The following is a 22,652-nucleotide window of genomic DNA, read 5'->3' as shown; positions in this document are numbered from 1 at the left end:
CGGCCGTTCGGAAACGGCCGGGCCCCGGGTCGCACCGCTCACCCCTCCGCGATCACCACCGCCGACGCCACCCCCGCGTCGTGGCTCAGCGACACGTGCCAGTGCCGCACGCCCAGCTCCACCGCCCGGGCCTCCACCGTCCCCCGCACCCGCAGGCGCGGCTGCCCGGTCTCCTCGACGTACACCTCGGCGTCCGTCCAGAGCAGTCCGGCCGGTGCGCCGAGCGCCTTCGCCAGGGCCTCCTTCGCGGCGAAGCGGACGGCGAGCGAGGCGACCCCGCGCCGCTCGCCGCTCGGGAGCAGCAGCTCGTCCTCGACGAAGAGCCGGCTCAGCAGCCCCGGCGTCCGTTCGATCGACGCGGCGAACCGGTCGATCTCCGCCACGTCGATCCCCACCCCGATGATCATTTCCCACTCACTCCCCGATCCCCCTCACTCCACGGTCACGGACTTGGCCAGGTTGCGCGGCTGGTCGACCTCGTTGCCCCGCGCGGTGGCGAGCTCGCAGGCGAAGACCTGGAGCGGCACCGTGGCGACCAGCGGCTGGAGCAGCGTGGGCGTGGCGGGGATGCGGACGAGGTGGTCGGCGTAGGGGACGACCGCCTCGTCGCCCTCCTCGGCGATCACGATCGTACGGGCGCCGCGCGCCCTGATCTCCTGGATGTTGGAGACGATCTTGTCGTGGAGGACGGACCGGCCCTCGGGCGAGGGGACCACGACCACGACCGGCAGGTCCTCCTCGATGAGCGCGATCGGCCCGTGCTTGAGTTCCCCGGCGGCGAAGCCCTCGGCGTGCATGTACGCCAGCTCCTTGAGCTTCAGGGCGCCCTCCAGGGCCACCGGATGGCCGACGTGCCGGCCGAGGAAGAGGACCGTGTCCTTGTGGGCGAGGGAGCGGGCGAGGGCCCGCACGGGCTCCATCGTCTCCAGGACGCGCTCGACCTCCTCGCCGATCCGGGCGAGCTCGCGCACGACGGCGAGGACCTCGTCGCCCCACTGGGTGCCGCGGACCTGCCCGAGGTGGAGCGCGAGCAGGTAGCAGGCGACGAGCTGGGTCAGGAAGGCCTTGGTGGAGGCGACGGCGACCTCGGGCCCGGCGTGCGTGTAGAGCACGGCGTCGGACTCGCGCGGGATGGTGGAGCCGTTGGTGTTGCAGACGGCGAGGACCTTCGCGCCCTGCTCGCGCGCGTGCCGCAGCGCCATCAGGGTGTCCATGGTCTCGCCGGACTGGGAGATCGCGATCACCAGGGTGCGCGGGCCGAGGATCGGGTCCCGGTAGCGGAATTCGCTGGCCAGCTCGACCTCGCAGGGGATGCGGGTCCAGTGCTCGATGGCGTACTTGGCGATGAGCCCGGCGTGGAAGGCGGTGCCGCACGCGACGACGACGATCTTGTCGGCCTCGCGGAGCACGGTGTCGGGGATGCGCACCTCGTCCAGGGTGAGCCGCCCGGAGGCGTCGATCCGGCCGAGGAGGGTGTCGGCGACGGCCTTGGGCTGCTCGGCGATCTCCTTGAGCATGAAGTGGTCGTAGCCGCCCTTCTCGGCGGCGGAGGCGTCCCAGTCGACGTGGTAGGCCCGCACGTCGGCGGGCGTCCCGTCGAAGCCGGTGACGGTGACGCCCTCCCGGGTCAGCTCGACCACCTGGTCCTGGCCCAGCTCGATCGCGGAGCGGGTGTGGGCGATGAAGGCGGAGACGTCGGAGGCGAGGAAGTTCTCGCCCTCGCCGACGCCGACGACGAGCGGGGAGTTGCGGCGGGCGCCGACGACGGTGTCCGGCTGGTCGGCGTGCACGGCGACCAGGGTGAACGCCCCGTCGAGCCGCCGGCACACCAGCCGCATGGACTCGGCCAGGTCGCCGGTGGAGGAGAACTCCTCGGCGAGCAGGTGCGCGACGACCTCGGTGTCCGTCTCGGACGTCAGGTCGTGGCCGCGCCCGGCCAGCTCCTCGCGCAGCACGGCGAAGTTCTCGATGATGCCGTTGTGGACGACGGCGACCCGCCCGGCGTTGTCCAGGTGCGGGTGCGCGTTGGCGTCGGTCGGGCCGCCGTGGGTGGCCCAGCGGGTGTGCCCGATCCCCACGGAGCCGCCGGGCAGCGGCCGCTCGGCCAGCTCCTTGTCCAGGTTGACGAGCTTCCCCGCCCGCTTCGCCGCGGCGAGCCCCCCGTCGGAGAGCACCGCGACACCGGCCGAGTCGTAGCCCCGGTATTCGAGCCGCTTGAGGCCCGCGACCACCACATCAAGCGCCGACTGCCCGCCGACGTATCCCACGATTCCGCACATGTCGGAAGACTACGGCGGAATCCGCCCCACCGGACGGAGCCGACACGGGCTCCGTCCGGTGGGGCTGACGGGGTTCCTGCCGGGCGTCAGCCCAGCTTCTTCACCTGCGCGTCGATGAGGGCCTTCGGGAACTCCTTGACCCCGCCGGGGGCGAAGCTGACGGTCGAGAAGGACGCGAGCGTGTTGCCCTGGCGGAGGACGACGAGCCTGCTGATGAGCCGCTCGCCCTCCAGGTCGCTGGTGAGGGTGAAGGAGGCCGCCTCCTCGCCGGCGGTGAAGCTCTCCGTGTCGACCTTCAGGACCTTGTTCTTCTCCGACTTGTGGGAGACCGTGAAGCCGTCGGCGCACTCGGCGCCGGCCTTCTTCACCGAGGCCAGGGCCTCCTGGGCGCCCTGCCCGTCGTACGAGCCGAGCACCACCGCGCTCATCTCGACGCCGAGCGCCCCGAGGAGCGCCTCCTCCGGGTCGGCCGTGGCGTCCTTCTTCGGCTCCGCGAGCACCTGGCGCTCGGCCGACGCGGCGGGCGAGCCGGGCGAGATGAAGGACATCGCGTGGGCGATCGGGGCGCAGCTCGCCTTCTCGGTGACGACCTCGGACGCCGGGACGACGTCCCCGGCCTCGGTCTTCTGGACCTGGTAGCCCTTGAGGTCGGCCTTCTCGACGATCAGCTTCTCCAGCTCGGCGTCGGAGAGCGCCTTGGCGGCCGGGGCCTCGGACGTGGCGGAGGCGCTCGGCGCCGCCGAGCCCTTGCCGGCGTCCTTGCCCTTGTCGGCGCTCTCCCCGCCGCCGCAGGCGGTGGCGAGCAGGGCGAGCGAGACGGCGGTCGCGGCGACGGCGGCGTTTCGGATGGACGTACGCATGCGTGGTGACTCTCTGCTTCTCTTCGTGCCGCCCGGCGGCGGCTCCCCCCGCGTGCGATCAGGAGCCCACGCGGCCCCCGCATGATTGCCCACGGACCCGGCCACGTCCAATCCCTTCGCCGCGTGACCGACCCCACCACCCACGGCCGCCCCCGACCCCCGACAATGGCGGTGTGATCACTTCGCCGCCACGAAGCGCCAACGGGGACGGCCCCGGGGGCGGGCCCCAGGGCCCCCGCCACGGAAACGGACACCGCCGTCCGTCCGAGGCGACCCCGTACGTCGACCTCACCCGGGCCGAGTGGAGCGCCCTGCGCGACAAGACGCCGCTGCCCCTCACCGCCGAGGAGGTCGAGCGGCTCCGCGGCCTCGGGGACGTCATCGACCTCGACGAGGTGCGGGACGTCTACCTGCCGCTGTCCCGGCTGCTCAACCTGTACGTGCAGGCCACCAGCGGTCTGCGCGGCGCCCTGAACACCTTCCTCGGCGAGAGCGCCGAGCAGCGCGGCACCCCCTTCGTCATAGGGGTCGCCGGCTCGGTCGCCGTCGGCAAGTCCACCGTCTCCCGCCTCCTCCAGGCCCTCCTCGCCCGCTGGCCGGAGCACCCGCGCGTGGAGCTGGTGACCACGGACGCCTTCCTCTACCCGATGGAGGAGCTGAAGGCGCGCGGCCTGATGTCCCGCAAGGGCTTCCCCGAGTCGTACGACCGCCGGGCCCTGACCCGGTTCGTCGCGGACATCAAGGCGGGCAAGGACGAGGTCACGGCCCCGGTCTACTCGCACCTGATCTACGACCGGGTGCCCGGCGAGCGGCTGGTGGTGCGCCGCCCGGACATCCTGATCGTGGAGGGCCTGAACGTCCTCCAGCCCGCCCTGCCCGGCAAGGACGGCCGGACCCGCGTCGGCCTCGCCGACTACTTCGACTTCTCGGTGTACGTGGACGCGCGGGCGGAGGACATCGAGCGCTGGTACCTGAACCGCTTCCGCAAGCTGCGCGACACCGCGTTCCAGGACCCCTCCTCGTACTTCCGCCGCTACACCCAGGTCTCCGAGGAGGAGGCCTTCGACTACGCCCGCACGATGTGGCGGACCATCAACAAGGTGAACCTCCTGGAGAACGTGGCGCCCACCCGCGGCCGGGCCACCCTCGTCGTCCGCAAGGGCCCCGACCACAAGGTGCAGAAGCTGAGCCTGCGCAAGCTCTGAAGCTCCCCCGGACCGGCACCCACGCTCCGTAGGCTCTGCGCATGCTGCATCTGCGGATGATCGTCCCGCCCGACCGCACCCGGGCCGCGGCCGACCTGATCGAGTCGACCGTCGGGACCGCCCACCTGGTGGTGCTGCCCGGCGCGGCCCGCGACCCGGCCGGGGACGTCGTGATGTGCGACGTGGCCCGCGAGGCGGGCGACGAGCTGCTGCGCGAGCTGCGCGGCCTCGGGATCGACAAGGACGGTTCGATCGCCGTCCAGAGCATCGACCTGTCGCTGTCCGAGCGGGCCGACGCGGCCGAGCGGGAGTCGCCGGGCGAGGCCGCCGACGCGGTGCTCTGGGAGGAGCTGACGGAGGCGACGCACGAGGAGTCGACGCTCTCCGTCACGTACTGCGCGTTCATGGTCCTGGCCACGATGATCGCGGCCTGCGGCGTCGTCCTGGACAACGCGGTCCTGATCGTGGGCGCGATGGCGGTCGGCCCGGAGTTCGGCCCGCTCGCCGGGATCTGCACGGCGGCGGTGCGGCGCGCCCCGCGGCTGGCCGTGCGCTCGCTGCTCGCGCTGTTCGTGGGCTTCGCGGTGGCGATCGCGGCCACCACGCTGTTCAGCCTGGCGATGGACGCGCTCGACCTGTTCAGCCGGGCTCAGCTCGACGCCGAGCGGCCCAACACCCGGTTCATCTGGCAGCCCGACCCGTTCTCCTTCGTCGTGGCGCTGCTCGCGGGCGCGGCCGGCACGCTCTCCCTGACCTCCGCCAAGTCGGGGGCCCTGGTGGGCGTGGCGATCTCGGTGACGACGGTCCCGGCGGGCGCGAACGCGGCGGTGGCGCTCGCCTACGGCGAGCTCGGCCAGATGTGGGGCTCGATCGAGCAGCTGGCGCTCAACCTCTTCGGCATCGTCCTCGCCGGGACGGCGACGCTGTACGCGCAGCGGGCCCTGTGGGACACCCAGCGCGGCCGCTGGCGCCGCCCGTCGCGCAAGGGCCGCTGACGGAGAGGGCCCCGCCGTACCGGAGTCCGGTGCGGCGGGGCCGTCCCCGCATGACGGTGCCTCAGAAATGCTAGCCGAGAACGGACTTCACGACGTCCGCGAGGCGCTGCGCGACCGAACGGGCCTGCTCGATGTCGGCGGCCTCGACCATGACGCGGACCAGCGGCTCGGTGCCCGAGGAGCGCAGCAGCACCCGGCCGGTGGAGCCGAGTTCGCGCTCGGCCTCGGTGACGGCGGCGGCCAGGTCGGCGGAGGTGGTGACGCGCGACTTGTCGACGTCCTTCACGTTGACGAGGACCTGCGGCAGCCGCTCCATCACGCCGGCGAGGTCCGCGAGGGACTTGCCGGTGGCGGCGACCCGGGCGGCCAGCATGAGGCCGGTGAGGGTGCCGTCGCCGGTGGTGGCGTGGTCGAGCACGATGACGTGGCCCGACTGCTCGCCGCCGAGCGCGAAGCCGTGCTCCTTCATGGCCTCCAGGACGTAGCGGTCGCCGACCGACGTCTGGACGAGGTTCAGGCCCTCGCGCTCCATGGCGAGCTTGAAGCCCAGGTTGGACATGACGGTCGCGACGACCGTGTCGCCGCGCAGGGTGCCGGCCTCGCGCATGGCGAGGGCGAGCACGGCGAGGATCTGGTCGCCGTCGACCTCGTTGCCCGCCGCGTCCACGGCGAGGCAGCGGTCGGCGTCGCCGTCGTGCGCGATGCCCAGGTCGGCGCCGTGCTCGACGACGGCGGCCCGGAGCAGGTCGAGGTGGGTGGAGCCGCAGCCGTCGTTGATGTTGAGGCCGTCCGGCTGCGCGCCGATGGTGACGACCTCGGCACCGGCCCGGGCGAAGGCCTCGGGCGAGACGCGGGAGGCGGCGCCGTGGGCCTCGTCCAGGACGACCTTCAGGCCGTCGAGGCGGTTGGGGAGGACCGCGACGAGGTGGGCGACGTAGGTGTCGAAGCCCTCGTCGTAGTCGCGGACGCGGCCGACGCCGGCCCCGGTCGGGCGGTCCCAGGGGGCGCCCGTGCGGTGCTCCTCGTACACGGCTTCGATCCTGTCCTCCAGTTCGTCGGCCAGCTTGTGGCCGCCGCGCGCGAAGAACTTGATGCCGTTGTCGGGCATGGCGTTGTGGCTCGCGGAGAGCATCACGCCGAGGTCGGCGCCGAGGACGCCGGTGAGGTGGGCCACGGCCGGGGTGGGAAGGACGCCGACGCGCAGCACGTCGACGCCGGCGCTGGCGAGACCGGCCACGACGGCGGCCTCCAGGAACTCTCCGGACGCGCGCGGGTCGCGCCCGACCACGGCGGTCGGCCGGTGCCCCTCGAAGGTGCCCGCCTCGGCGAGCACGTGCGCCGCCGCGACGGAGAGGCCGAGCGCCAGCTCCGCCGTCAGGTCCGCGTTGGCGACGCCGCGTACGCCGTCCGTGCCGAAGAGTCGTCCCACTGCTGTCCTCCGAAAATACGTGCCCGGGCGCCCATGAAGCCCATGAAAGAAGGGCTTGTGAAGAGGCTTGTGAAAGGAGAGTACGAAAAACCGTACGCCCCGACGGCACGGGCAGTGCCGCCGGGGCGTACGGAAAGCAGACCGAGCAGGCGATTAACGCTTGCTGTACTGCGGGGCCTTGCGGGCCTTCTTGAGACCGGCCTTCTTGCGCTCGACCGCACGGTCGTCGCGGGAGAGGAAGCCGGCCTTCTTCAGCGCCGGGCGGTTGTTCTCGACGTCCGCCTCGTTCAGCGCGCGGGCCACGCCAAGGCGCAGGGCACCGGCCTGACCGGAGACGCCGCCGCCCGAGATGCGGGCGATGACGTCGTAGCGGTTGTCGAGCTCGAGCACCTTGAAGGGCTCGTTGACTTCCTGCTGGTGCACCTTGTTGGGGAAGTAGTCCTCAAGGGTGCGACCGTTGATCTTCCACTTGCCGGTGCCCGGAACGATCCGGACGCGGGCGATGGCGTTCTTGCGACGGCCCAGGCCGGCGGCCGGCTGCGGGTCGCCGAAGCGGGACGCGAGCGACTCGGAGGTGTACTCACCCTCGACGAGCTCGGTCTCGGTGGTGTACTCCTCGACGCCCTCGAACTCGTCGACGGGGGTCTCGGGGGTGGTCTCGGCCACGATGCTCCTCAGATTTCTTTCGTTCTTAGGGGGTGTGGCCGGAACTACTGCGCGACCTGGGTGATCTCGAACGGAACGGGCTGCTGGGCAGCGTGCGGGTGGTTCTCGCCCGCGTAGACCTTCAGCTTCGAGAGCATCTGACGGCCCAGGGAGTTCTTGGGGATCATGCCCTTGATGGCCTTCTCGACGGCCTTCTCGGGGTTCTTGTCCAGCAGCTCGTCGTAGCGGACGGAGCGCAGACCGCCCGGGAAGCCGGAGTGGCGGTACGCCAGCTTCTGGGTCTTCTTGTTGCCGGACAGGTGGACCTTGTCGGCGTTGATGATGATGACGAAGTCGCCCATGTCCATGTGGGGGGCGTACACGGGCTTGTGCTTGCCTCGGAGGAGGTTCGCGGCCGTGGTCGCCAGGCGGCCCAGGACGATGTCCTGCGCGTCGATGATGTGCCACTGGCGAGTGACATCGCCGGGCTTGGGGCTGTACGTACGCACTTCGTAGCCTTCGCTTCTTCAGTGGATGGAGTCCAGACACACCTGAAGCGATCATGCAGCTGGGGCCTGCACTGCCGGGACACCGCCCGTATGCGAGCCACTGGTAACTGCTCCAGGGAACTTGCGCGGGGCCCTTCGCGTGAGAACGACGAAGCCACTGCGCATAACAAACCGCAACAGTACCCGCGCCACCCCGGACGGGTCAAAACGCGCGGGCCCCGCCGCATCCCCTCACAGCGCCCCCTACCGCGCCCGTTCCACCCGTCGCTCGTCCCACACCGGCTCCGGCGTCTCCCGCACGACCCCGTCCGAGCCGAAGACCAGGTACCGGTCGAAGCTCTTCGCGAACCAGCGGTCGTGCGTGACGGCGAGCACCGTCCCCTCGTACGCCTCCAGACCGTCCTGGAGCGCCTCGGCCGACTCCAGGTCCAGGTTGTCCGTCGGCTCGTCCAGGAGCAGCGCCGTCGTCCCCGCCAGTTCGAGCAGCAGGATCTGGAACCGGGCCTGCTGGCCGCCCGAGAGCTTGTCGAAGGGCTGGTCGCCCTGGCGCTCCAGCTCGTACCGGCGCAGCACGGACATCGCCCCGCCCCGGTCCTTGGCGTGCTCGGTCCACAGGATGTCCACGAGCGGGCGCCCGGCCAGCTCCGGGTGGGCGTGGGTCTGCGCGAAGTGGCCGGGCACGACCCGGGCGCCCAGCTTCCACGTCCCGGTGTGCGCGACCGAATCGTCCCCGGCGAGCAGCCGCAGGAAGTGCGACTTGCCGGAGCCGTTCGAGCCGAGGACGGCGACCCGCTCCCCGTAGAAGACCTCCAGGGAGAACGGCTTCATCAGCCCGGTCAGTTCGAGGTTCTCGCAGGTCACCGCCCGCACCCCGGTCCGTCCGCCGCGCAGCCGCATCCGGATGTCCTGCTCGCGCGGCGGCTCCGGCGGCGGCCCGGCCTCCTCGAACTTCCGCAGCCGGGTCTGCGCCGCCGCGTACCGCGAGGCCATCTCGTGGCTGACCGAGGCGGCCTGCCGCAGGTTCACCACGAGCTTCTTCAGCTGGGCGTGCTTCTCCTCCCAGCGCCGCTTCAGCTCCTCGAAGCGCGCGAACCGCTCACGGCGCGCCTCGTGGAAGGTGCCGAAGCCGCCGCCGTGCACCCACACGTCGGAACCGGCCGGGCCGGGCTCGACCGCGACGATCTTCTGCGCGGCCCGGGACAGCAGCTCCCGGTCGTGGGAGATGAAGAGCACGGTCTTGCGGGTCTCCCGCAGCCGCTCCTCCAGCCACCGCTTGCCGGGCACGTCGAGGTAGTTGTCCGGCTCGTCCAGGAGCAGCACCTCGTCGGGGCCGCGCAGCAGCGCTTCGAGCACGAGCCGCTTCTGCTCGCCGCCGGAGAGCGTCCGGGCCTCCCGGAACTGCGCCTTCTCGTACGGGACGCCGAGCGCGGCCGTGGTGCAGATGTCCCACAGGGTCTCGGCCTCGTACCCCTGCACCTCGGCCCAGTCGGAGAGGGCCTGCGCGTACGCCATCTGCGCGGCCTCGTCGTCCACCGTCATGATCAGGTGCTCGGCCTCGTCCACCGCCTTCGCGGCCTCCCGGATCCGGGGCTGCGCGACGGAGACGAGCAGGTCGCGGACGGTCGAGCCGTCCCGTACGGAACCGACGAACTGCGGCATCACGCCGAGCCCGCCGCTGACGGTGACGGAGCCGCCGTGCGGCTGGAGCTCCCCGGAGATCAACCGGAGGAGCGTGGTCTTGCCGGCGCCGTTGGCCCCGACGAGGGCGACGACGGCCCCCTCCCCCACCCGGAAGGAGGCGTCCCCGAGCAGGACCCTCCCGTCGGGAAGGTAGTACTCAAGATGTGCGGCCTCGACGTGTCCCATGGAGTGCATTGTCACCGCCCGCGTCGGCCCGGCCCAACCGGTTTAGGATGCGCGGCATGAGCTTTGGGGGACCGCAGTGGCCGCAGGAGCCTCAGCGACAGGGACAGCAGGGGCAGCAGGGGTACGGCGAACAGGGCCGGGAGGCGTACGGGCAGCAGCCCGGCGGCCACGGACAGCAGGGACAGCAGGGACAGGGCCAGGGGTACGGGCAGGGGGCGGGCGGCTACGGATACCCCGGCCCCCAGGGCGGCGGCGCACCGGCCCCCTTCCCGGGCGCCCCGGCCCCCGGCCCCTTCCCCGGCCCCCAGGGCGGCGGCCCCCAAGGCGGCGGCCCCACCCCCGACTGGAGCGCCCTGGCCGACGCCTCGGCCTCCCGCGCCCGCCGCAAGCGCCTGCTGACGATCGGCGGCGGGGTCCTGGCCGCCCTGGTCGTCGGCGCGGTCGTCGCCACCGCCGTGGTGGCCACCGGCAAGGAGGACGACACCGCGAAGAACGGCGGCGGGACCCCCACCGCCCCGGCCTCCCCCACCGGGTCCCCCACCCCCGAGCCGACCTTCTCCTCGGTGGCGCCCCCGCCCCCGCCGAACCCGAAGGACTACATCTCGGACCCGAAGAAGGACAGGGCCCCGCTCACCGCCGAGGGCCTCTTCCCGGGCAGGAAGCTGACCATGGACGGGCGCCCGTACACGAAGGGCGCGACCTCCGCCACGGCGAACTGCGCGGCCGTCACCCAGGGCGGCCTCGGCGCCGTCCTGAAGAAGAACGGCTGCCAGAAGGTGCTCCGGGCCACCTACGTCAGGGACGGCGTGGCGGTCACCGTCGGCGTCGCCGTCTTCCCCTCCGAGGCCGCCGCCCTCAAGGCGAAGAACCAGGCCACCGGCGGCATCGCGCCCCTGACCGGCGCGGGCGTGGGCGACTTCTGCCGCGCCACGGTCTGCCTGCGCCGGTCGAACGCGATCGGCCGGTACGCGTACTTCACCCAGGCCGGCTTCACCAACGGCAAGAAGGTCACCACGGCCGACCGGGGCGTCTTCCGCTCCAGCGACGACCTGGGCACCTTCGCCTTCAACCAGATCTACGCCCGCGGCAAGTCCCAGGCCTCAGCAGCAGCCGGCGCTCCCCGGCAGTGACCGCTTGTTGCGCGCCTCCCGGTTGCGGGCGGCGAGCAGCTCGTCGGCCGGGTAGCCGACCTCTTCGAGGGTGAGGCCGTGCGGCCGCACGACGTGCACGGCCGAGTCCCGGACGCCGGCCGCGAGCACCTTGCCCGGCCAGTCCACGGGCCGGTGCCCGTCGCCGACGAAGAGCAGCGCGCCGACGAGCGAGCGGACCATGTTGTGGCAGAAGGCGTCCGCCTTGACGGTCGCTTCGAGGACGCCGTCGGGCCGCCGCTCCCAGCGCAGCTCCTGGAGGGTGCGGATGGTGGTGGCGCCCTCGCGCCGCTTGCAGTACGCGGCGAAGTCGTGCTCGCCGACGAGCGCGGCGGCGGCCTCGTTCATGGCGTCCATGTCGAGGGCCCAGTCGTGCCAGAGGACGTGTCCGCGCAGCAGCGGGTCGACGCCGCCGGGGTCGTCGGTGACGCGGTAGGCGTAGCGGCGCCAGATCGCGGAGAAGCGGGCGTTGAAGCCGCCGGGGGCCTCGGTCAGGGACCAGATCCGCACGTCGTGCGCGAGGCGGCCGGCGAGCCGCCGCAGCAGCTTGTCGCGGTGCTCCTCCCACAGCTCCACGGGCAGGTCGACGTGGGCGACCTGGCCGCGCGCGTGCACGCCGGCGTCGGTCCGCCCGGCGACGGTCAGCTCGTACGTCTCCTTGGACCGGGTCACGGTCCGCAGGGCGTCCTCGATGTCCCCCTGGACGGTCCGCTGCCCGTGGGCCTGCTTGGCCCAGCCGGAGAAGTCCCTGCCGTCGTACGAAAGGTCCAGCCGGACCCGTACGAAACCGTCCTGCACGTCGTCGCTCACGCGGTGATCCTCTCAAACACACGGGAACGGGCCCGCACCCACGAGGGGTACGGGCCCGCACACGAAAACAGCCGGAAAACGCTTACGCGTCCTTCGACTCCTCGGCCGGAGCCTCGGTGGCGGCGGCCTCGTCGGCCTCCTTGACGGCGCGCTTGGTGGCGGCCTCGGCCTCGGCGACGGTCGCCTTCTTGGCGATCTCGCCCTCGACCAGCTCGATCACGGCCATCGGGGCGTTGTCGCCACGACGGTTGCCGATCTTGGTGATGCGGGTGTAGCCACCCGGGCGCTCCGTGTAACGCGGGGCGATCTCGGTGAAGAGGGTGTGGACGACGCCCTTGTCGGTGATCGTCTGCAGCACCAGGCGACGGTTGTGGATGTCGCCCTTCTTCGCCTTGGTGATCAGGCGCTCGGCGACCGGACGCAGGCGGCGGGCCTTGGCCTCGGTCGTGGTGATGCGGCCGTGCTCGAAGAGCGACTTCGCCAGGTTGGCGAGGAGCAGCTTCTCGTGCGCGGCGGAACCGCCGAGGCGGGCACCCTTCGCGGGACGCGGCATGGTGTTTCTCCTTGTGATCTGCACCGGCCGTATGAGGTACCGATGTCAGTGTCCGAGCGGGCGGTCACCCGTCGGAGACCCCGCGCCCCAAGGGGCGCGGGGAACTGCGCGACCAGCCGAAGCCGGTCGGCAGCCAAATCCGGACCGTCAGTACTGCTCGGTCTCGACGAACCCGGCATCCGCGTCGTCGTCCGCACCGAACGCGTCGGCGGCGGCGGTCGGGTCGAACCCGGGCGGGCTGTCCTTGAGCGCCAGGCCCATGCCGGCCAGCTTCGCCTTGACCTCGTCGATCGACTTCGCGCCGAAGTTGCGGATGTCGAGCAGGTCCGCCTCGGAGCGCGCCACGAGCTCGCCCACGGAGTGGATGCCCTCGCGCTTGAGGCAGTTGTAGGAGCGGACGGTGAGCTCCAGCTCCTCGATCGGCAGCGCCAGGTCGGCGGCCAGGGCGGCGTCCGTCGGGGACGGGCCCATGTCGATGCCCTCGGCGTCGATGTTGAGCTCGCGCGCCAGACCGAACAGCTCGACCAGGGTCTTGCCGGCGGACGCCATGGCGTCGCGCGGGCGCATGGCCTGCTTGGTCTCGACGTCGACGATCAGCTTGTCGAAGTCGGTGCGCTGCTCGACACGGGTCGCCTCGACCTTGTACGTGACCTTGAGCACCGGCGAGTAGATGGAGTCGACCGGGATGCGGCCGATCTCCTGGCCCGCCTGCTTGTTCTGCACGGCGGAGACGTAGCCGCGACCGCGCTCGACGGTCAGCTCCATCTCCAGCTTGCCCTTGGCGTTCAGGGTCGCCAGGACGAGGTCGGGGTTGTGCACCTCGACACCGGCCGGGGGCGCGATGTCGGCGGCGGTGACCAGACCCGGGCCCTGCTTGCGCAGGTACATCACGACCGGCTCGTCGTGCTCCGAGGAGACGACCAGCTGCTTGATGTTCAGGATGAGGTCGGTGACGTCCTCCTTGACGCCGGGCACGGTGGTGAACTCGTGCAGGACGCCGTCGATGCGGATGCTGGTGACGGCGGCACCCGGGATCGAGGAGAGGAGGGTACGGCGGAGGGAGTTGCCGAGGGTGTAGCCGAAGCCCGGCTCCAGCGGCTCGATCACGAACCGGGAGCGGAACTCGTCGACGACCTCTTCGGTCAGCGACGGACGCTGAGCGATAAGCATGTTGTGTCCTTCAGTCGTGGACGCCCACTATTTGACGTCCGACTTGTACTGCAAGGGTACGGGCGGCACGGCCCCGAAGAGCCGTACCGCCCGAAGTCCTGGATCAAGCAGGCCGTGCGTCAGACGCGGCGGCGCTTGGGGGGACGGCAGCCGTTGTGCGGCGTGGGGGTGACGTCCTGGATCGAGCCGACCTCGAGGCCGGTGGCCTGGAGGGAGCGGATCGCGGTCTCACGGCCGGAGCCGGGACCCTTGACGAAGACGTCGACCTTGCGCATGCCGTGCTCCTGCGCGCGGCGGGCGGCCGACTCGGCGGCCATCTGCGCGGCGAAGGGGGTGGACTTGCGCGAGCCCTTGAAGCCGACGTGGCCGGCGGAGGCCCAGGAGATCACGTTGCCCGAGGGGTCCGTGATCGAGACGATCGTGTTGTTGAACGTGCTCTTGATGTGCGCGTGGCCGTGAGCGACGTTCTTCTTTTCCTTGCGGCGCACCTTCTTGGCAGCGCCCTGACGACCCTTGGGGGGCATCTATAACTCCTACGGGAGGTGGTCGGTCCTACAGCGAAGACCGCTTGGTCAAGCGTCCGCTGAGGACTACTTCTTGCCCGGCTTCTTCTTGCCGGCGATGGCGCGACGCGGGCCCTTGCGGGTACGGGCGTTCGTGCTGGTGCGCTGACCGCGGACGGGCAGGCCGCGACGGTGGCGGAGGCCCTGGTAGCAGCCGATCTCGACCTTGCGGCGGATGTCGGCGGCGATCTCACGGCGGAGGTCACCCTCGGTACGGAGGTTGGCGTCCACGTACTCGCGGATCTTGACGAGGTCTTCCTCGGCAAGGTCACGGACACGGGTGGACGGGTTCACGCCGGTGGCGGCGAGAATCTCCTCGGACCGGGTGCGCCCGATGCCGAAGACGTAGGTGAGTGCGACCACCACACGCTTTTCGCGCGGGATGTCAACACCGGAAACGCGTGCCATTCAATGGCTCCTGTGTTCTCGGGGGTCTGCTGCAGAACCGTTCCCGGCTGCCGTATGAGGTACAGGTCGGGTCCCCGGCCCCCGCCGGAGGTGCCGTCAACCGCGGGACGCGGTCGGACGGGCTCTGCGTATGTACGTGTTGCTATGCGTCGCGCGAAGAACTGCGAGATGCAGGTCGGTCGGCGTGCGTCAGCCCTGGCGCTGCTTGTGGCGCAGGTTGTCGCAGATGACCATGACCCGGCCGTGACGGCGGATCACCTTGCACTTGTCGCAGATCTTCTTGACGCTCGGCTTGACCTTCATGGGATGTGAGGTTCTCCGGGTCAGTGCCACCACCCGCGCGCGGAGGCGGGGTGCGGGCAAGATCTACTTGTAGCGGTAGACGATCCGGCCACGCGTCAGGTCGTACGGAGAGAGCTCCACGACGACCCGGTCGTCCGGGAGGATTCGGATGTAGTGCATCCGCATCTTGCCGGAGATGTGCGCGAGGACCTTGTGACCGTTCTGGAGCTCCACCTTGAACATGGCGTTCGGGAGGGACTCGATCACGGTGCCCTCGATCTCGATGGCACCTTGCTTCTTGGCCACGCTTCGCCTTTCGAATCGGCTACCTTGATCGACTTTCGCCGCCGTGCGCGGACACACGGGTACACGAGAGCCGACGCATCAGTCTACGTCAGGCGCAAGCAAAAGACGAATCGGGAAGTCTGCCCACCCGAAATGATCGTTACGCAAGCCGCCACGCCGTAGAAAATGCGTACCTTCCAGACTCAGGCCAACGGATCCGGAGCCGCCACGATTCCCAGCTCCGCCAGCTTCGCCTTGCCTCCGTCGACCGCCGTCAGGACCAGGGGCCCCTCCTCCGTCACGGCGACGCTGTGCTCCCAGTGGGAGGACCAGGTGCCGTCCGTCGTGATGACGGTCCAGTCGTCCTTCAGGACCTCCGTGCGGGGGGTGCCCAGGGAGACCATGGGCTCGATCGCCAGGCAGAAGCCGGGGACCAGCTTCGGGCCCTTGCCGCGCTTGCGGGAGACGTAGTTCAGCAGGTGCGGGTCCATGTGCATCTCGGTGCCGATGCCGTGGCCGCCGTAGTCCTCGATGATCCCGTACCGGCCCAGGCTGTGGTCGCCGACCGCCGGCCGCGGCTGCCGCTTGATGTAGGTCTCGATCGCCCGGGAGACGTCCACCAGGCGGTTGCCGGTCTTCATGGCCGCGATCCCGGCCCACATCGACTCCTCGGTCACCCGGGAGAGCTCGACCAGCTCCGGGGCGTGACCGGTGCCCACGAAGGCCGTGTACGCCGCGTCGCCGTGCCAGCCGTCCACGATCGCGCCGCAGTCGATCGAGATGATGTCGCCGTCCTTGAGGACGGTCTTGTCGTCGGGGATGCCGTGGACGACCACCTCGTTCACCGAGGTGCAGATCGTCGCGGGGAACCCGCCGTACCCGAGGAAGTTCGACTTCGCCCCGTGCTCGGCGATCACCTTGCGCGCGACCTCGTCCAGGTCCCGGGTCGTGGCGCCCGGCACGGCCGCCTCGCGGGTCGCCGCGTGGATGGCGGCGACGACCAGCCCCGCCTCGCGCATCTTCGCGATCTGCTCGGGGGTCTTGATCTGCACCATCGTGGCCGGGGCCTTTCCACTGGGTAAAAGGGGGACGGAACAACGATACGGCCGCGGCGCCCCCGAGGGGCACCGCGGCCGTGTCGAACGAACCGGGGTTACTTCTTGAGCGCGGCCATCGCCTTGGCGGTGACCTCGTCCACCTTGCCGAGCGCCGAGATCGTCACGACCAGGTTCTGCGCCCGGTAGTAGTCGATGATCGGCTCGGTCTGCGTGTGGTAGACCTCCAGGCGCCGGCGGACGGTCTCCTCGGAGTCGTCGTCGCGCTGGTAGAGCTCGCCGCCGCAGACGTCGCAGACGCCCTCGGTCTTCGGCGCGTTGTACGTCACGTGGAAGACGTGCGCACTGTCCTTGCGGCAGATGCGGCGACCCGCGATCCGCTTCACGACCTCGTCCTCGGGGACCTCCAGGTCCAGGACCGCGTCCAGCTCCATGCCCTCGGCCTTCAGGACGGCGTCCAGCGCCTCGGCCTGGGCCACGTTGCGGGGGAAGCCGTCGAGCAGGAAGCCGTTGACGGCGTCCGGCTGCTCCATGCGGTCCTTGGCCATCCCGATGGTCACCTCGTCGGGCACCAGGTCGCCGGCGTCCATGAACGCCTTGGCCTTGAGCCCCAGCTCCGTGCCCTGGGAGATGTTGGCGCGGAACAGATCACCCGTGGAGATGTGCGGGATGTCCAGGTTCTTGGCAAGGAACGCGGCCTGCGTGCCCTTGCCCGCACCGGGCGGTCCGACGAGGACGATTCGCATCAGCGGAGGAACCCTTCGTAATTGCGCTGCTGGAGCTGGCTCTCGATCTGCTTCACGGTCTCCAGCCCCACACCCACGATGATGAGGATGCTCGTCCCGCCGAAGGGGAAGTTGGCATTGGCGCCACCGAAGCCTGCCAACGCCATCGTCGGCACGAGAGCGATCAGACCCAAGTACAGCGAGCCCGGCCAAGTGATCCTGTTGAGCACGTAGCTCAGGTACTCGGCAGTAGGTCGACCGGCCCGGATACCCGGGATGAAGCCACCATACTTCTTCATGTTGTCGGCGACTTCCTCGGGGTTGAACGAGATCGCCACGTAGAAGAAGGCGAAGAACACGATCAGGAGGAAGTACGTGGCGATGTAATACGGGTGGTCACCCTTGACGAAGTGGGCTTCGATCCAGGTCTTCCAGCCGGCGGTGGAGCTGGAGAACTGCGCCACGAGCGCCGGAATGTAGAGCAGCGACGACGCGAAGATGACAGGAATCACACCCGCCTGGTTCACCTTCAGCGGGATGTACGTGGACGTACCGCCGTAGGAGCGCCGGCCGATCATGCGCTTCGCGTACTGGACCGGGATGCGCCGCTGGGCCTGCTCGACGAAGACCACCAGGGCCACCATCACGAAGCCGATGAGGATGACGACGCCGAACTCGATCCAGCCCTGCGCGAGCTTGCCGCTCTCCTTGATGGCCCACAGGGCGCCCGGGAAGCCGGCGGCGATCGAGATGAACATCAGGATCGACATGCCGTTGCCGATGCCGCGGTCGGTGATGAGCTCACCGAGCCACATGACGAGGGCCGTACCTGCGGTCATCGTGAGGACCATGACGGCGATCGTGAAGATCGACTGGTCGGGCACGACCTGGTCGGCGACGATGCAGCCGCTGAAGAGGGCGCCGCTCTTGGCGGTGGCGACGAGGCCGGTGCCCTGGAGGATGGCGAGGGCGATCGTCAGGTACCGGGTGTACTGCGTGATCTTCGCGGTACCGGACTGCCCCTCCTTCTTGAGGGCTTCGAGGCGCGGGATCACGACGGTCAGCAGCTGCAGGATGATGCTCGCCGTGATGTACGGCATGATGCCGAGCGCGAAGATGGTGATCTGCAGCAGCGCCCCGCCACTGAACATGTTGACCAGGCCGAACAGGCTGTTGTTGCCCTCGCTGGCCTGCTTGACACACTGCTGGACGGCCTCGTAGCTGACGCCGGGGACGGGGATGTGGGCCCCGAGCCGGTACAGCACGATGATGCCGAGCGTGAAGAGCAGCTTCTTGCGCAGGTCGGGCGTCTTGAACGCCCGGGCGAACGCGGTGAGCACGGTGCCTCCTGCGACCCCCGCGCTATGCGTCAAGGGTGACGGTCTTGAGGTTCGACGAATAGATGATTCAGTCGTCGGCTCCGTGCGGGCATACCGCATGGAGCCTGGACAGTGCACGCCACCTTACCGGCGACCATGCCCCCCTAGGAACGACCAACCGGGGATGCCCCTTTTGAGAGGCATCCCCGGTCGGATGTTCAAGCCATCGAGCAGTCGTCTCAGACGAGCTCGGTGACGGTGCCGCCGGCGGCGGCGATCTTCTCCTTGGCGGAGCCGGAGACGGCGTCGACCGTCACCTGCAGCGCCACGGAGACCTCGCCCTGGCCCAGGACCTTGACGAGCTGGTTCTTGCGCACCGCACCCTTGGCGACCAGGTCGGCCACCGTGACCTCGCCACCCTGCGGGTAGAGCGCGGCCAGCTTGTCCAGGTTCACGACCTGGTACTCGGTGCGGAAGGGGTTCTTGAAGCCCTTCAGCTTCGGGAGGCGCATGTGGAGGGGCATCTGCCCGCCCTCGAAGCGCTCCGGAACCTGGTAGCGGGCCTTCGTGCCCTTCGTACCACGACCGGCCGTCTTACCCTTCGACGCCTCACCACGACCGACACGGGTCTTCGCGGTCTTGGCACCGGGGGCGGGACGGAGGTTGTGGGCCTTCAGCGGGTTGTTCTCCGCCATGTCAGTCAACCTCCTCGACCGTCACGAGGTGGCGGACGGTGTGCACCATGCCGCGGAACTCGGGGCGGTCCTCCTTGACAACCACGTCGTTGACCTTCTTGAGGCCGAGCGAACGCAGGGTGTCGCGGTGGTTCTGCTTGCTGCCGATGTACGACTTCGTCTGCGTGACCTTGAGGCGAGCCATTACGCACCCGCCCCTGCACGCGCACGGAGCAGAGCCGCGGGGGCGACGTCCTCGAGGGGCAGACCGCGGCGGGCCGCGATCTCCTCGGGACGCTGCAGGCCCTTGAGGGCCTCCACGGTCGCGTGCACGATGTTGATCGCGTTGTCGGAGCCGAGCGACTTCGACAGGATGTCGTGAACGCCGGCGCACTCGAGGACGGCGCGCACCGGGCCACCGGCGATCACACCGGTACCGGGGGAAGCCGGCTTGAGCAGGACGACGCCCGCGGCCTTCTCGCCCTGGATCGGGTGCGGGATGGTGCCCTGGATGCGGGGAACCTTGAAGAAGTTCTTCTTGGCTTCCTCGACGCCCTTGGCGATGGCCGCGGGAACTTCCTTGGCCTTGCCGTAACCGACACCTACGGTGCCGTCACCGTCGCCCACCACGACCAGCGCGGTGAAGCTGAAGCGACGACCACCCTTGACAACCTTGGCGACGCGGTTGATCGCGACGACGCGCTCAACGTACGCGGTCTTCTCGGCGGCAGCGCCACCGTCGCGGCCCTTCCGGTCCCGCCGCTCGCCGCCACCGGCACCGCTTCCGCGGCGCTGGGGTCCAGCCATTGGATTACCTCTCTCTGTTACGTCCGTTGGTCCCGGAACCGGGGCTCAGAACTTCAGCCCGGCTTCGCGGGCGGCGTCAGCCAGAGCGGCAATGCGCCCGGCGTACCTGTTGCCACCGCGGTCGAACACCACGGCCTCGACGCCGGCGGCCTTGGCGCGCTCGGCGACCAGGGAACCGACCTGCTTGGCCTTCGCGGACTTGTCGCCCTCGCCACCGCGGATCGACGCGTCCAGGGTCGACGCCGACGCAAGGGTGTGACCCTTGAGGTCGTCGATGACCTGAGCGGTGATGCCGCGGTTGGAACGCGTCACGACGAGGCGCGGACGCTCCGCCGTACCCGACACGTTCTTGCGGATGCGGATGTGGCGGCGCTTCTTGGCGGCGCCCTTGTAGGCGTCGCCCTTGGCGATCTTCACACCGTATGCCATGGCTTTACTTACCAGCCTTTCCGACCTTGCGGCGGATGACCTCGCCCGCGTACTTGACGCCCTTGGCCTTGTACGGGTCGGGCTTGCGCAGCTTGCGGATGTTGGCGGCGACCTCGCCGACCTTCTGCTTGTCGATGCCCTCGACCGAGAACTTGGTCGGCGACTCGACCTTGAACGAGATGCCCTCGGGGGCCTCGACCAGGATCGGGTGGCTGTAACCGAGCTGGAACTCCAGGTTGGAGCCCTTCGCGGCGACGCGGTAACCGACACCGCTGATCTCGAGCGCCTTGACGTAACCCTGGGTCACGCCGGTGATCATGTTGGCCACCAGCGTGCGGGACAGGCCGTGGAGGGCCTTGTTCTGACGCTCGTCGTTCGGGCGGGAGACGTTGAGAACGCCGTCCTCACCCTTGACGATCTCGATCGGCGCGGCGACGGTGTGGCTCAGGGTGCCCTTGGAACCCTTCACCGTGACCGTGCGGCCCTCGATGGTGACGTCCACGCCGGCGGGAACCTGGATAGGCAGCTTGCCAATACGCGACATTAGCTATTCCTCCGTTCCCGACTACCAGACGTAGGCGAGGACTTCCCCACCTACGCCCTTCTTGCCTGCCTGCTGGCCGGTCAGGAGACCGTGGGACGTGGAGATGATCGCCACGCCCAGGCCGCCGAGGACCTTCGGCAGGTTGGTGGACTTCGCGTAGACCCGGAGGCCCGGCTTCGAGATCCGCTTGATGCCCGCGATGGAGCGCTCACGGTTCGGACCGAACTTGAGCTCGAGGACGAGGTTCTTGCCGACCTCGGCGTCCTCGACCTTCCAGCCCGTGATGAAGCCCTCCTGCTGGAGGATCTCCGCGATGTGAGACTTGATCTTGCTGTGCGGCATCGTCACGGTGTCGTGGTATGCCGAGTTCGCGTTACGCAGACGCGTGAGCATGTCTGCGATCGGATCAGTCATGGTCATGAATTGGCCTTCGGCCTCTCTCGCCGGGGTTTCCAGTGCGCCATCCCTCTCCCCACACAGGGGCGGGACGGGTGCGGCGCGGGGACCTACGGCGTAGTAAGTCGTACGGGCGGCGGACGCCCAACCCCACAAGCCTAAGGCATGCGGGGGTGGGCCTCCGCCGACCCAATGCTTACCGAGAGACTCCGGGAATCCCTAACGTCCTATGGACAGAAGGGGATTACCAGGAGCTCTTGGTCACGCCCGGCAGCTCGCCACGGTGAGCCATCTCACGAAGGCACACGCGGCACAGGCCGAACTTGCGGTACACGGAGTGGGGACGACCACAGCGCTGGCAGCGCGTGTAACCGCGCACGCCGAACTTGGGCTTGCGGGCAGCCTTCGCGATGAGAGCCTTCTTCGCCATCTCGCTTACGCCTCCTTGAACGGGAAGCCGAGGTGACGCAGAAGGGCACGGCCCTCGTCGTCGTTGGTCGCCGTGGTCACCACGGTGATGTCCATACCCCGGACACGGTCGATCTTGTCCTGGTCGATCTCGTGGAACATGACCTGCTCCGTGAGACCGAAGGTGTAGTTGCCACGGCCGTCGAACTGCTTGGGGGACAGGCCGCGGAAGTCGCGGATGCGCGGGAGCGCGAGCGACAGGGTGCGGTCCAGGAACTCCCACATGCGGTCGCCACGGAGCGTGACGTGGGCGCCGATCGGCTGGCCCTCGCGGAGCTTGAACTGCGCGATGGACTTGCGGGCCTTCGTGACGGCCGGCTTCTGACCGGTGATCGTCGTGAGGTCGCGGATCGCGCCGTCGATCAGCTTCGAGTCACGGGCGGCGTCGCCGACACCCATGTTGACCACGATCTTCACGAGGCCGGGGATCTGCATGACGTTCTCGTACGAGAACTCCTCACGCAGCTTGCCCGCGATCTCCTCGCGGTACTTCGTCTTGAGACGCGGAGTGGTGGTAGCCATCAGATGTCCTCACCCGTCCGCTTGGCAACGCGGATCTTGTTGCCCTCGTCGTCGAAGCGGTAACCGACACGCGTGACGACCTTCTTGCCGTCCTTCTCCACGACGAGCTGAACGTTGCTCACGTGGATCGGGGCCTCGGTCGTGACGATGCCGCCGGCCTGCGAGGGGCCGGCCTTGGTGTGCTTCTTGACCCGGTTGACACCCTCGACGAGGACGCGGTTCTCGCGGGGGAAGGCCGTGACGACCTTGCCCTGCTTGCCCTTGTCCTTACCGGTGATGACCTGGACCAGGTCGCCCTTCTTGATCTTCATGCTTACAGCACCTCCGGCGCGAGCGAGATGATCTTCATGAACTTCTTCTCGCGCAGCTCACGGCCGACCGGGCCGAAGATACGGGTGCCGCGAGGGTCGCCGTCGTTCTTGAGGATGACGGCGGCGTTCTCGTCGAAGCGGATGTACGAGCCGTCCTGGCGGCGGCGCTCCTTGACGGTGCGAACGATGACCGCCTTGACGACGTCACCCTTCTTCACGTTGCCACCGGGGATCGCGTCCTTGACGGTGGCGACGATGACGTCACCGATGCCCGCGTAGCGGCGACCCGAGCCACCGAGAACACGGATGCAAAGGATTTCCTTGGCACCAGTGTTGTCGGCGACACGCAGTCGCGACTCCTGCTGGATCACGTCTATCTCCTGATTGTCTGCCGG

The 22,652-nt window shown here is 69.5% G+C and carries 30 protein-coding genes; 3 read left to right on the top strand and 27 right to left on the bottom strand.

Annotation, left to right across the window (positions count from 1 at the left end):
- Window positions 1–38: 38 nt before the first annotated feature.
- From CP977_RS20805 to CP977_RS20795, 3 genes are all read right to left on the bottom strand, one after another.
- Window positions 39–407 carry a holo-ACP synthase gene (locus tag CP977_RS20805; protein ID WP_062752735.1) on the bottom strand — a complete coding sequence of 123 codons (369 nt, stop codon included), beginning with the start codon at window positions 405–407 and terminating at the stop codon, window positions 39–41.
- Between the two features lie 24 nt (window positions 408–431).
- The gene (gene glmS, locus CP977_RS20800; protein WP_062752737.1) at window positions 432–2,279 is read right to left on the bottom strand and encodes a glutamine--fructose-6-phosphate transaminase (isomerizing); all 1,848 of its coding nucleotides are present in this window, start codon (window positions 2,277–2,279) and stop codon (window positions 432–434) included.
- An 86-nt stretch (window positions 2,280–2,365) separates the two neighbouring features.
- Complete coding sequence (locus CP977_RS20795) at window positions 2,366–3,139, bottom strand: hypothetical protein (protein ID WP_062752739.1); 774 nt, start codon at window positions 3,137–3,139, stop codon at window positions 2,366–2,368.
- A 173-nt stretch (window positions 3,140–3,312) separates the two neighbouring features.
- Between CP977_RS20795 and coaA the strand changes: the two genes are divergently transcribed.
- The gene (coaA, locus tag CP977_RS20790; RefSeq protein ID WP_062752741.1) at window positions 3,313–4,344 is read left to right on the top strand and encodes a type I pantothenate kinase; all 1,032 of its coding nucleotides are present in this window, start codon (window positions 3,313–3,315) and stop codon (window positions 4,342–4,344) included.
- Between the two features lie 41 nt (window positions 4,345–4,385).
- Window positions 4,386–5,339: a DUF389 domain-containing protein gene (locus CP977_RS20785; RefSeq protein WP_109185168.1), complete on the top strand. Its 954-nt coding sequence runs from the start codon at window positions 4,386–4,388 to the stop codon at window positions 5,337–5,339.
- A gap of 70 nt (window positions 5,340–5,409) precedes the next feature.
- Here the strand turns inward: CP977_RS20785 and glmM are convergent, their stop codons facing one another.
- The 4 genes from glmM to CP977_RS20765 form a co-directional block, all read right to left on the bottom strand.
- A complete protein-coding gene (gene glmM / locus CP977_RS20780; protein WP_062752745.1) occupies window positions 5,410–6,768 on the bottom strand; it encodes a phosphoglucosamine mutase in 1,359 nt (452 codons plus the stop codon).
- A gap of 153 nt (window positions 6,769–6,921) precedes the next feature.
- Window positions 6,922–7,434 carry a 30S ribosomal protein S9 gene (gene rpsI, locus CP977_RS20775; protein WP_062752747.1) on the bottom strand — a complete coding sequence of 171 codons (513 nt, stop codon included), beginning with the start codon at window positions 7,432–7,434 and terminating at the stop codon, window positions 6,922–6,924.
- Between the two features lie 44 nt (window positions 7,435–7,478).
- On the bottom strand, window positions 7,479–7,922 hold the full coding sequence (rplM, locus tag CP977_RS20770) for a 50S ribosomal protein L13 (protein WP_062752749.1): 444 nt from the start codon (window positions 7,920–7,922) through the stop codon (window positions 7,479–7,481).
- Between the two features lie 243 nt (window positions 7,923–8,165).
- On the bottom strand, window positions 8,166–9,788 hold the full coding sequence (locus CP977_RS20765; protein WP_183953224.1) for an ABC-F family ATP-binding cassette domain-containing protein: 1,623 nt from the start codon (window positions 9,786–9,788) through the stop codon (window positions 8,166–8,168).
- Window positions 9,789–9,844: 56 nt separating this feature from the next.
- Here CP977_RS20765 and CP977_RS20755 point away from each other — a divergent pair, with 56 nt between their 5' ends.
- The gene (locus CP977_RS20755; RefSeq protein WP_183953223.1) at window positions 9,845–10,918 is read left to right on the top strand and encodes a hypothetical protein; all 1,074 of its coding nucleotides are present in this window, start codon (window positions 9,845–9,847) and stop codon (window positions 10,916–10,918) included.
- On the opposite strand, the gene truA is transcribed toward CP977_RS20755, so the two are convergent.
- The 20 genes from truA to rplN all read right to left on the bottom strand — a co-directional run bounded on the left by truA (window position 10,889) and on the right by rplN (window position 22,628).
- Complete coding sequence (gene truA / locus CP977_RS20750; RefSeq protein WP_152370633.1) at window positions 10,889–11,746, bottom strand: tRNA pseudouridine(38-40) synthase TruA; 858 nt, start codon at window positions 11,744–11,746, stop codon at window positions 10,889–10,891. The two genes, CP977_RS20755 and truA, sit on opposite strands and share 30 nt — an antisense overlap.
- Before the next feature lie 82 nt (window positions 11,747–11,828).
- Window positions 11,829–12,299 carry a 50S ribosomal protein L17 gene (rplQ, locus tag CP977_RS20745; RefSeq protein ID WP_062752759.1) on the bottom strand — a complete coding sequence of 157 codons (471 nt, stop codon included), beginning with the start codon at window positions 12,297–12,299 and terminating at the stop codon, window positions 11,829–11,831.
- Between the two features lie 147 nt (window positions 12,300–12,446).
- Complete coding sequence (locus CP977_RS20740; RefSeq protein ID WP_030209023.1) at window positions 12,447–13,469, bottom strand: DNA-directed RNA polymerase subunit alpha; 1,023 nt, start codon at window positions 13,467–13,469, stop codon at window positions 12,447–12,449.
- Window positions 13,470–13,588: 119 nt separating this feature from the next.
- Window positions 13,589–13,993 (bottom strand): 30S ribosomal protein S11, encoded by a 405-nt coding sequence (gene rpsK, locus CP977_RS20735; RefSeq protein WP_003956432.1) that lies wholly within the window; start codon window positions 13,991–13,993, stop codon window positions 13,589–13,591.
- Between the two features lie 66 nt (window positions 13,994–14,059).
- Window positions 14,060–14,440, bottom strand: coding sequence for a 30S ribosomal protein S13 (rpsM, locus tag CP977_RS20730; RefSeq protein ID WP_030209021.1), 381 nt, complete (start codon window positions 14,438–14,440; stop codon window positions 14,060–14,062).
- Between the two features lie 189 nt (window positions 14,441–14,629).
- Complete coding sequence (gene rpmJ, locus CP977_RS20725; RefSeq protein ID WP_003956441.1) at window positions 14,630–14,743, bottom strand: 50S ribosomal protein L36; 114 nt, start codon at window positions 14,741–14,743, stop codon at window positions 14,630–14,632.
- Window positions 14,744–14,806: 63 nt separating this feature from the next.
- Window positions 14,807–15,028, bottom strand: coding sequence for a translation initiation factor IF-1 (gene infA, locus CP977_RS20720; protein WP_003956442.1), 222 nt, complete (start codon window positions 15,026–15,028; stop codon window positions 14,807–14,809).
- A gap of 182 nt (window positions 15,029–15,210) precedes the next feature.
- Window positions 15,211–16,062 carry a type I methionyl aminopeptidase gene (map, locus tag CP977_RS20715; RefSeq protein ID WP_062752761.1) on the bottom strand — a complete coding sequence of 284 codons (852 nt, stop codon included), beginning with the start codon at window positions 16,060–16,062 and terminating at the stop codon, window positions 15,211–15,213.
- Between the two features lie 98 nt (window positions 16,063–16,160).
- Window positions 16,161–16,808: an adenylate kinase gene (locus CP977_RS20710; RefSeq protein WP_062752764.1), complete on the bottom strand. Its 648-nt coding sequence runs from the start codon at window positions 16,806–16,808 to the stop codon at window positions 16,161–16,163.
- Window positions 16,808–18,127 (bottom strand): preprotein translocase subunit SecY, encoded by a 1,320-nt coding sequence (gene secY / locus CP977_RS20705; protein ID WP_062752767.1) that lies wholly within the window; start codon window positions 18,125–18,127, stop codon window positions 16,808–16,810. The genes CP977_RS20710 and secY overlap by 1 nt, the downstream gene beginning before the upstream one ends.
- A gap of 218 nt (window positions 18,128–18,345) precedes the next feature.
- A complete protein-coding gene (gene rplO / locus CP977_RS20700) occupies window positions 18,346–18,801 on the bottom strand; it encodes a 50S ribosomal protein L15 (protein ID WP_030209011.1) in 456 nt (151 codons plus the stop codon).
- Between the two features lies 1 nt (window position 18,802).
- The gene (gene rpmD / locus CP977_RS20695; protein ID WP_015035589.1) at window positions 18,803–18,985 is read right to left on the bottom strand and encodes a 50S ribosomal protein L30; all 183 of its coding nucleotides are present in this window, start codon (window positions 18,983–18,985) and stop codon (window positions 18,803–18,805) included.
- Window positions 18,985–19,587, bottom strand: a complete 603-nt coding sequence (rpsE, locus tag CP977_RS20690; RefSeq protein ID WP_015035588.1) for a 30S ribosomal protein S5 — start codon at window positions 19,585–19,587, stop codon at window positions 18,985–18,987. Before rpsE ends, rpmD begins: the two co-directional genes overlap by 1 nt.
- 45 nt (window positions 19,588–19,632) lie before the next feature.
- Window positions 19,633–20,016 carry a 50S ribosomal protein L18 gene (gene rplR, locus CP977_RS20685; protein ID WP_030209008.1) on the bottom strand — a complete coding sequence of 128 codons (384 nt, stop codon included), beginning with the start codon at window positions 20,014–20,016 and terminating at the stop codon, window positions 19,633–19,635.
- 4 nt (window positions 20,017–20,020) lie between these two features.
- Window positions 20,021–20,560: a 50S ribosomal protein L6 gene (rplF, locus tag CP977_RS20680; RefSeq protein ID WP_062752773.1), complete on the bottom strand. Its 540-nt coding sequence runs from the start codon at window positions 20,558–20,560 to the stop codon at window positions 20,021–20,023.
- 21 nt (window positions 20,561–20,581) lie between these two features.
- Window positions 20,582–20,980 carry a 30S ribosomal protein S8 gene (rpsH, locus tag CP977_RS20675; protein WP_030209003.1) on the bottom strand — a complete coding sequence of 133 codons (399 nt, stop codon included), beginning with the start codon at window positions 20,978–20,980 and terminating at the stop codon, window positions 20,582–20,584.
- Window positions 20,981–21,200: 220 nt separating this feature from the next.
- Entirely contained in the window at window positions 21,201–21,386 is a 186-nt protein-coding gene (locus tag CP977_RS20665; RefSeq protein ID WP_003948630.1) for a type Z 30S ribosomal protein S14, read from the bottom strand.
- 5 nt (window positions 21,387–21,391) lie between these two features.
- A complete protein-coding gene (gene rplE / locus CP977_RS20660; RefSeq protein ID WP_104860432.1) occupies window positions 21,392–21,949 on the bottom strand; it encodes a 50S ribosomal protein L5 in 558 nt (185 codons plus the stop codon).
- Window positions 21,946–22,257 (bottom strand): 50S ribosomal protein L24, encoded by a 312-nt coding sequence (gene rplX, locus CP977_RS20655; RefSeq protein ID WP_030208998.1) that lies wholly within the window; start codon window positions 22,255–22,257, stop codon window positions 21,946–21,948. The genes rplE and rplX overlap by 4 nt, the downstream gene beginning before the upstream one ends.
- Before the next feature lie 2 nt (window positions 22,258–22,259).
- The gene (rplN, locus tag CP977_RS20650) at window positions 22,260–22,628 is read right to left on the bottom strand and encodes a 50S ribosomal protein L14 (RefSeq protein WP_003956455.1); all 369 of its coding nucleotides are present in this window, start codon (window positions 22,626–22,628) and stop codon (window positions 22,260–22,262) included.
- Between the last annotated feature and the right edge of the window lie 24 nt (window positions 22,629–22,652).

This window comes from Streptomyces cinereoruber (genome assembly GCF_009299385.1).
Taxonomy (GTDB): Bacteria; Actinomycetota; Actinomycetes; order Streptomycetales; family Streptomycetaceae; genus Streptomyces; species Streptomyces bikiniensis.
The sequence above is the reverse complement of the archived record's forward strand: the minus strand, read 5'-3'. Positions and strand labels throughout refer to the sequence as shown.

Excerpts from the sequence above, each read along its gene's own strand:
- rplO (WP_030209011.1), bottom strand. The coding sequence starts at position 18,801 with ATGGCGGAGAACAACCCGCTGAAGGCCCACAACCTCCGTCCCGCCCCC.
- rpsK (WP_003956432.1), bottom strand. The coding sequence starts at position 13,993 with ATGCCCCCCAAGGGTCGTCAGGGCGCTGCCAAGAAGGTGCGCCGCAAG.
- glmS (WP_062752737.1), bottom strand. The coding sequence starts at position 2,279 with ATGTGCGGAATCGTGGGATACGTCGGCGGGCAGTCGGCGCTTGATGTG.
- CP977_RS20755 (WP_183953223.1), top strand. The coding sequence starts at position 9,845 with ATGAGCTTTGGGGGACCGCAGTGGCCGCAGGAGCCTCAGCGACAGGGA.
- rpsH (WP_030209003.1), bottom strand. The coding sequence starts at position 20,980 with ATGACCATGACTGATCCGATCGCAGACATGCTCACGCGTCTGCGTAAC.
- rplX (WP_030208998.1), bottom strand. The coding sequence starts at position 22,257 with ATGAAGATCAAGAAGGGCGACCTGGTCCAGGTCATCACCGGTAAGGAC.
- rplQ (WP_062752759.1), bottom strand. The coding sequence starts at position 12,299 with ATGCCGCGTCCCGCGAAGGGTGCCCGCCTCGGCGGTTCCGCCGCGCAC.
- rplF (WP_062752773.1), bottom strand. The coding sequence starts at position 20,560 with ATGTCGCGTATTGGCAAGCTGCCTATCCAGGTTCCCGCCGGCGTGGAC.
- CP977_RS20805 (WP_062752735.1), bottom strand. The coding sequence starts at position 407 with ATGATCATCGGGGTGGGGATCGACGTGGCGGAGATCGACCGGTTCGCC.
- rpmJ (WP_003956441.1), bottom strand. The coding sequence starts at position 14,743 with ATGAAGGTCAAGCCGAGCGTCAAGAAGATCTGCGACAAGTGCAAGGTG.
- CP977_RS20710 (WP_062752764.1), bottom strand. The coding sequence starts at position 16,808 with ATGCGAATCGTCCTCGTCGGACCGCCCGGTGCGGGCAAGGGCACGCAG.
- map (WP_062752761.1), bottom strand. The coding sequence starts at position 16,062 with ATGGTGCAGATCAAGACCCCCGAGCAGATCGCGAAGATGCGCGAGGCG.
- CP977_RS20765 (WP_183953224.1), bottom strand. The coding sequence starts at position 9,788 with ATGGGACACGTCGAGGCCGCACATCTTGAGTACTACCTTCCCGACGGG.
- rplR (WP_030209008.1), bottom strand. The coding sequence starts at position 20,016 with ATGGCATACGGTGTGAAGATCGCCAAGGGCGACGCCTACAAGGGCGCC.
- CP977_RS20740 (WP_030209023.1), bottom strand. The coding sequence starts at position 13,469 with ATGCTTATCGCTCAGCGTCCGTCGCTGACCGAAGAGGTCGTCGACGAG.
- rpmD (WP_015035589.1), bottom strand. The coding sequence starts at position 18,985 with ATGGCTCGCCTCAAGGTCACGCAGACGAAGTCGTACATCGGCAGCAAG.
- CP977_RS20665 (WP_003948630.1), bottom strand. The coding sequence starts at position 21,386 with ATGGCGAAGAAGGCTCTCATCGCGAAGGCTGCCCGCAAGCCCAAGTTC.
- rpsM (WP_030209021.1), bottom strand. The coding sequence starts at position 14,440 with ATGGCACGCGTTTCCGGTGTTGACATCCCGCGCGAAAAGCGTGTGGTG.
- CP977_RS20795 (WP_062752739.1), bottom strand. The coding sequence starts at position 3,139 with ATGCGTACGTCCATCCGAAACGCCGCCGTCGCCGCGACCGCCGTCTCG.
- CP977_RS20785 (WP_109185168.1), top strand. The coding sequence starts at position 4,386 with ATGCTGCATCTGCGGATGATCGTCCCGCCCGACCGCACCCGGGCCGCG.
- rpsE (WP_015035588.1), bottom strand. The coding sequence starts at position 19,587 with ATGGCTGGACCCCAGCGCCGCGGAAGCGGTGCCGGTGGCGGCGAGCGG.